Raw genomic sequence first — 1,075 nt, 5'->3', positions numbered from 1 at the left:
GCAGTTCGTACGGCCTGCCCTGCCGCTCCAGGGCGCGCGCCATTGCCAGGATCGGGGTGATCCCGATGCCTCCCGCCAGCAGCACGGTTGGCCCTTCGCATTGGGCAAGCGGAAAATGATTGCGAGGAGCAGAGACCGGGAGTGTGCATCCGACGGCCACTGCCTCGTGGATCCACGCCGAGCCGCCGCGACCAACATCTTCGCGCTTCACCGCGATTGTGTAGCGGCTCAGATTTGTCGGATCGCCGCAGAGCGAATACTGGCGCACTTTCCCATCAGGCAGATGAACATCGACGTGAGAGCCCGGTTCGAAGGGCGGCAGCAGAGGTTTGCGCGTGTGTTTCAGGTCGATGACCAGGACGTCGCCTGGCTCCTTGCGGGCGGCGGTCACAGTCAGTTTCATGATGATGCGGGGCGATGCCATATCGATTTACCCGTCAATTGGAAGAATCGCATCACCGGGGCGGATCACGCCGCCAACCTCGATCGCGCAGTTCAGGCCAGAGCGGTTCAGAAGCCCCTCGTAGAGACCGGGGATGCCGAGCAGTTGCTCGATATACTTGCAGGGAAAATTCATCCGCGCCGCCCGCAGGACGGTTCCCCCGATCCGGAAACGTTTGCCGACCAGATGACCCAACGGTACGCCGCGCGTGGTCAGGTTCCGCCGATGATCTTCGGGCGCGAGCTTGGCCTTGAAACCCGGAATCCTGGGCTCGCCCTGTGCAATGGCTTCCAGGACTTCAACCTCGATCAGCGTCACTTCGCGAACGTCGGGTTTCGCAGAGTAGGTCCCCGTTCCAAGGTAGTACCGATCCCCGACAATGCCGCGCCCGGCAACGAGTTGTGCCTCCATCAACTCTTCCATCTCGTAGGACGCCGCCGGTGCGACGTGGATGTGAAGCAGCGTTCCCTGCCAAATCATGCATTGTCCTCCGAAACCATGGCCGCAGCCTTAAAGTGAGAACCAGGACTTAGGATCTGCACGGGCTGTTATATCTCTGCCCCCGACCCTTCGGGGAGTCATGGCAACGGACCTAGTCCCGGGAGAACTCTGCCGGGGAACTGGTCTTATCAA

The 1,075-nt window shown here is 61.2% G+C and carries 2 protein-coding genes; both read right to left on the bottom strand.

The features are described 5' to 3' along the window. The coding region (locus JQK88_RS35450; RefSeq protein ID WP_203281228.1) for a ferredoxin reductase at nucleotides 1-424 on the bottom strand (424 nt) is incomplete at its 3' end. 6 nt (nucleotides 425-430) lie between these two features. Next, nucleotides 431-922: an MOSC domain-containing protein gene (locus JQK88_RS35445; protein WP_192258388.1), complete on the bottom strand. Its 492-nt coding sequence runs from the start codon at nucleotides 920-922 to the stop codon at nucleotides 431-433. Nucleotides 923-1,075: the final 153 nt, after the last annotated feature.

It is taken from the genome of Mesorhizobium caraganae (assembly GCF_016836705.1).
In the GTDB taxonomy this organism is placed as follows: Bacteria; Pseudomonadota; Alphaproteobacteria; order Rhizobiales; family Rhizobiaceae; genus Mesorhizobium; species Mesorhizobium caraganae.
The sequence above is the reverse complement of the archived record's forward strand: the minus strand, read 5'-3'. Positions and strand labels throughout refer to the sequence as shown.

Bases quoted from the DNA above. Each gene is read 5' to 3' on its own strand.
- JQK88_RS35445 (WP_192258388.1), bottom strand. From the start codon at position 922: ATGATTTGGCAGGGAACGCTGCTTCACATCCACGTCGCACCGGCGGCG.